Annotated in this window: 4 protein-coding genes; 2 read left to right on the forward strand and 2 right to left on the reverse strand. The window is 74.0% G+C overall.

The window, feature by feature from the left end; genetic code table 11:
- Positions 1 to 260: 260 nt before the first annotated feature.
- The gene (locus tag HCJ92_RS21695; RefSeq protein ID WP_167935306.1) at positions 261 to 1,451 is read left to right on the forward strand and encodes a S1 family peptidase; all 1,191 of its coding nucleotides are present in this window, start codon (positions 261 to 263) and stop codon (positions 1,449 to 1,451) included.
- A 629-nt stretch (positions 1,452 to 2,080) separates the two neighbouring features.
- On the forward strand, positions 2,081 to 2,425 hold the full coding sequence (locus HCJ92_RS21700; RefSeq protein WP_167935307.1) for a cupin domain-containing protein: 345 nt from the start codon (positions 2,081 to 2,083) through the stop codon (positions 2,423 to 2,425).
- Positions 2,426 to 2,723: 298 nt separating this feature from the next.
- On the opposite strand, the gene HCJ92_RS21705 is transcribed toward HCJ92_RS21700, so the two are convergent.
- Together HCJ92_RS21705 and HCJ92_RS21710 are read right to left on the reverse strand one after the other, a co-directional pair.
- Positions 2,724 to 3,731, reverse strand: a complete 1,008-nt coding sequence (locus tag HCJ92_RS21705; RefSeq protein ID WP_167935308.1) for a hemolysin family protein — start codon at positions 3,729 to 3,731, stop codon at positions 2,724 to 2,726.
- A gap of 2 nt (positions 3,732 to 3,733) precedes the next feature.
- Positions 3,734 to 5,080 (reverse strand): hemolysin family protein, encoded by a 1,347-nt coding sequence (locus tag HCJ92_RS21710; protein ID WP_167935309.1) that lies wholly within the window; start codon positions 5,078 to 5,080, stop codon positions 3,734 to 3,736.
- Between the last annotated feature and the right edge of the window lie 371 nt (positions 5,081 to 5,451).

Below are 5,451 nucleotides of genomic sequence, written 5' to 3' on the forward strand. Positions count from 1 at the left end.
GTCGGGGGCCAGCGCCGTTGCGGCCCTGCGACCACGCCGCCCTGCGCGCGGAGGGGGCGCACGGCGGAGCCGGCCGCGAGCCGGTGCGACGCCGCACGCTCCGGTACTTCCGGCCAATCCCCCGCTGCCCGAGCCCGGTTCCGGAACTCAGGACTCTGGACTCGGCCACCGCGTCGCCTCTACGCTCCCAGCGGGTTCGAGAGCGCTCCCGGCCTTCGCTGTTCCACCCCACCGAGGGAACAACAGAAGGGCACTCCCCCATGTCTCGCAGCACTTCCCGTACCTCCCCCACCTCAGGCAGACGGTCGACGCGGCGGGCCGCCGGCGCCGGCCTCTCCGCCCTGCTGCTCGCCGCCGGGCTCGCCGCGGGCTCCGCCGCCACCGCCACCACCGCGACCGCCGCGTCCCCCGCCGCCTCGGCCGGACTCGTCCAGGCCATGCAGCAGGATCTCGGCCTCACCGAGGACCAGGCCCTCACCCGGCTGGCGCAGGAGGCCGCGGCCGGCGACCTCGAACCGCTGGCGGAGCAGGCCGCCGGCGACTCCTTCGCAGGCAGCTGGTTCGACGCCGAGGCGGGCGGCCTGACCGTCGCCGTCACCGACGCCGAGGCGGCCACCGATGTCGAGGCCACCGGCGCAACGGCCGAGATCGTCGCCCACAGCGCCACCCTGCTCGACGCCACCAAGGCGGAGATCGACGACCTCGGTGAGAACGCGCCCGCGGGCGTCGCCGGGTGGGGCGTGGACGTCCACGACAACAGCGTGGTGGTGCACCTGGTGGAGGGCGCGGAGGACGCCTCCGAGGTGCGGGCCTTCGTCGCGGAGGCCGAGGCGGCCGGGCCCGTGCGCGTCGTCGCCGACGCGCCCGAGCAGCCGGGCACCTTCGCCGCGGGCACCGTCGGCGGCGACCGCTACTGGACCAACACCGCCGGGTGCTCCATCGGCTTCTCCGTCCACGGCGGGTTCGTGACCGCCGGGCACTGCGGCTCCGTCGGCCAGGCCGTGCGCGGCTGGGACAACACCCACATCGGACACTTCCAGGGGTCGTCCTTCCCCGGTGACGACCTCGGCTGGGTCAACGTCGGCAGCGGCTGGTGGACGGTGCCCGTCGTGATCGGCTGGGGCGCGATACCCGACCAGCTGGTCCGCGGGTCGGCGGAGGCCCCGATCGGCTCCTCCATCTGCCGCTCCGGCGCGACCACCGGCTGGCACTGCGGCACCGTCCTCTCCAAGAACGACACCGTCAACTACGACGTGGGCCCGGTGTACCAGATGACCGGGACGACCGTCTGCGCCGAACCCGGCGACTCCGGCGGCGCGTACCTGACCGGCGACCAGGCGCAGGGTGTCACCTCCGGCGGCTACGGCAACTGCCGCGACGGCGGCCGGACCTGGTTCCAGCCGGTCAACGAGATCCTCGACCGCTACGGCCTGACCCTGCACACCGCCTGACGCACAGCGCCACCCGTCGGACGGCGCCGCTCGACGGCCCGACGCGGCGTCTGACGCACCGTGCCGCCTCGTCCCGCGACCGACGGCTGGTCGGGCGGTCGGGCGGTCGGGCGGTCGGGCGGTCGGGCGGTCGGGCGGTCGGGCGGTCGGGCGGTCGGGCGGTCGGGCGGCGGGACCGTCACATCGCAACCGTGCGCCCCGGCGCACGGCCGGCGTGCGGCTGAGCCGGCACGGCACGACCAGGGCTGGGACGGCCAGAGGCGGGACGGGCACCACGAGGCGGGCGGTCGGCACCACGACACGTGTCGGCTGCCCGTCGCGCCCCGTCGGGCGGGTCGCGCTCCGCCGCGTCCGGCGGCGCACGGAGCACCGCCAAACGTGGCGAACGGCCACCGGTTCGTGGCAGAGTCGGAAGTCTCCCTCCACCGTTCGCCCGTCGCCACGGAGGCTTTATGCCCGCGTCCGAGCCGTACGCCAGCGCGCCGTCCACCGCCGCCCCCGCCGGCGTCGGGTGGCCGGGCGCGAGCGGCCCGGCACCCGCCCGGCCACCCGCCGGCACGGCCCCGGCGACGCTCGCCCCGACGACGAGTCGGCCGGCGTCCCTCGTCCCCCCGCTCGTGCCGGAGGCCGTGGCGCCGACCGGTGCGGCGGCAGGTGCGGTACCGCCCGCACCGCGCGAAGCGGCGCTCGGCGACGGCTGGAGCCCGCCGGCCACCGGCGACACCACGCTGCTGACCCTCAGCGGCGTGCTGCTCCTGGAACTCGCCGAGGAGAGCGACATCCCGACGCCCGCTCCAGCCGGCGCGCCCGGACCGCATTCGCCCACCGCGGCCGGCGAACCGGTGCGGCTCGGCTGCGGTGACGCCTATGTGGTGCCCCCGGGGGTCGCCTACCGCGCCATCGCCCACGGCGCCTGCGAGTACGTCCTGATCGACCCCTCCGGCACCACCGTCACCGGCCGCGTCGACGGCTGACCCGGCCGCTGCCGCGCCGGTCGACGGGCCGCCGACCGCGCCGGGCACCGTGCGCGACCCGGACCCGCCGTGCGACCCCTGCGGCCGAAGACCCCGCCGCCCGCACCGATGACCGCTCCTGCCCGGCGACGCGCCCGACGCAACGACCGCGACCGCGCGACCGGCGTCACACGCGCCGCGAACGCCGGACGGCCCGGCGGTCGAGGCCGCCGGGCCGTCCATCACGTTCCTCCCGCCCGCCGCGTCGGCGGCGGACGGTGACGGGTGCGCACCCGTCACCGGGCACGCACCCGGCGCCTCACGCCATCAGCCGCACCAGCAGGTCGTCCAGGCTGATCAGCCCGGCCAGCCGGTCGTCGTCCGTCAGGACGACAGCCAACGACGCGCGGTGGTGGCGCAGCTGCTCCACCGCGTGTTCCACAGTGTCCTCCGCGGTCAACCGCGGCACGGGGCGGGCGAGGTCGCCCGCCGTGACCTCACGGCCCTCCGCGCGCGCCACGATCGCGTCGCGCGCGTGGACGGAGCCGACGATCTGGTCGCCGTCGCGCACCAGCAGCCGGGTGTGGTCGCTGGCGGACGCGGCCGACAGGATGTCGCCCACGTTCGCGGTGCCCGAGACCGACACGATGCGGTCCACCGGCACCAGCAGCGACCTGATCGGCGTCTGCGGCTCGTTGAGGGAGCGGGTCAGCAGGCCCGAGTCGGACTCGCTGATGAGCCCCATGCGCTGGGACTCCGTCACCAGCTGTCCCAGCTGCTCCCGGCTGTGCACCGAGTTCAGCTCCTCCACCGGTGTCACCCGGAAGGCCCGGACCACACCGTTGGCCGCCTGGTTGAGCGCGCGCAGTGCCCAGCGGAAGACACGGACGATCGCCCGGAACGGCGGCGACAGCAGCATCGCCGAGCGCTCCGGGTGGGAGATCGCCCACGACTTCGGCGCCATCTCGCCGACGACCATGTGGAGGAAGATCACCACCACCATGGCGAAGACGAATGCGATGCCGTAGCTGATGCCGGTGGGCAGGCCGAGCGAGACCAGTACCGGTTCCAGCGCGTGGGAGATCGCGGGTTTCGAGATCGAACCCAGCAGCAGGGTGCAGGCGGTGATGCCCATCTGGGCACCGGCCAGCATCAGCGAGAGTTCCTTGGTGCCCGCGAGCGCGGAGCGGGCGCCCCGCTTGCCCTCGGCCACGGCCTTCTCCAGCCGGTGGCTGCGGGCCGCCACGAGGGCGAACTCGGCGGCGACGAAGAACCCGCTGCCGATGAGCAGCAGCACGGTCACGAAGAGCGCGGTTCCGATGTCCATCGTCAGACCACCCCTCGCTCGTGCGCGGTCGCGGCGGGCACTCGGACCAGCCGCACCTTCTCCGGGACGTGCCGGTCCATGGCCAGCACCTCGATCTCCAGCCGTCCGCCGTCACCCGGAAGGTCCAGGCCCAGGCGGTCGCCGACCGTCGGGAACGTCCCGAGCCGGTCCACGACCAGGCCCGCGACGGTCTCGAACGTCTCCTCCTCGGGGAGGGGGATGCCGGTGGCGTCGGTCACCTCGTCGACGCGGCGACCCGCGTCCACCAGCCAGCCGCCCGTGCCGTCGGCAACGGCGATCTCGACCACGCGGTCGCTCTCGTCGGCGATCTCACCGACGAGTTCCTCCGCGATGTCCTCCAGCGTGACGATTCCGGCGAGCCCGCCGTACTCGTCGATGACGATCGCGAACTCCTGACCGGCGGTCTGCATCTGCTCGACGGCACGAGGCAGCGGCAGCGTGTCCGGCAGCCGCAGCGGCGGGCGGGCGAGCCCACCGGCCGTGACCGACGCGAGCTTGCCCTCCGGGAGCTTCACCAGCTCGCGGACCCCGATGACGCCGACCACGTCGTCGACCCGCTCGGCCACCACCGGGTACCGGGTGTGGCCGCGGGCGCCGATCCTCTCCACGACCTCGGCGGCGGTGGTGTCGGTCCGCACGTAGTCGACGTCGACCCGCGGCACCATCACCTCGCCGAGGGTCCGCTCGGAGAAGTCCAGCGCGTGGTCGAGCAGCTCGGCCGTCGCCTTCGGCAGGTGGCCGTGCTCGCGCGACTCCAGGATGAGGTGGCCCAGCTCCTCGGCGGTGGCGCCGCCGTGCAGTTCCTCCACGGGCTCGATACCGATCATCCGCAGCAGGCGGTTGGCCGCGGCGTCGAAGACGTGGATGACCGGACCGGCGATCCTGAGGTACAACAGCGTGGTGGTCGCCATCTGCTTCGCGAGTCGCTCGGGAACGGCGAGCGCGAGGTTCTTCGGCCCCAACTCGCCCACGATCATCTGGATGACCGTGGCGCCGATGAAGGAGAGCGTGAGGGCGAGCCCGCCGACAGCGGCCTCGGGGACACCCACGCCGAGAAGGACCGGGGAGATCAACTCCGCCATGGCGGGTTCGGCGAGGAACCCGACGACGAGCGTGGTGACGGTGATGCCCAGCTGCGCGCCCGAGAGCATGAACGACAGGCGCTGCTGGACCTTCACCGCGCGGATCGCCCTGCGGTCACCGGCGGCTGCCTCACGGGCGAGTTTCAACCGGTCCGCCGCGACGTAGGCGAACTCCTGCGCGACGAAGTAGCCGGTGCCGACCGTCAACACGATGACGGCGAGCAGGGCCAGTAGTGCGACACTCATCGAGCACCACCTCGCCGCGTGTCGCTGTCACGCATGTGCTGGCGAAGTGGTCCTGGACTGTGGCTGCGTTCAGGCGGGTCCGACGATCTGGCGGACAAGGCCGTGCCCTTTCATTCGGTTACAGGTCTGCACAACGTTAGTACCAGAACCCGTCTTCCCGCTGCGGTGCGCGGGTACCGATCGAACAACACGAACGCGGCAGGTCACGCCGCACCTACGGTTGGTTGCGGCAGGCAACCGTTCAGAACGCGGTGTGCCCGCGCGGTTTCCATGCGTCGCGTCCCGGCGCGGACAGCTCCTCGCCGACCGGCCGCGGACGCGGCGGGCGCGCGGCGGGCGCGTGTGGTGAGGGCCGCCGGAGGGGGCGGCCC

The sequence above is a fragment of the Streptomyces spiramenti genome (assembly GCF_012034385.1).
Classification (GTDB): Bacteria; Actinomycetota; Actinomycetes; order Streptomycetales; family Streptomycetaceae; genus Streptomyces; species Streptomyces spiramenti.

Excerpts from the sequence above, each read along its gene's own strand:
- HCJ92_RS21695 (WP_167935306.1), top strand. The coding sequence starts at position 261 with ATGTCTCGCAGCACTTCCCGTACCTCCCCCACCTCAGGCAGACGGTCG.
- HCJ92_RS21705 (WP_167935308.1), bottom strand. The coding sequence starts at position 3,731 with ATGGACATCGGAACCGCGCTCTTCGTGACCGTGCTGCTGCTCATCGGC.
- HCJ92_RS21710 (WP_167935309.1), bottom strand. The coding sequence starts at position 5,080 with ATGAGTGTCGCACTACTGGCCCTGCTCGCCGTCATCGTGTTGACGGTC.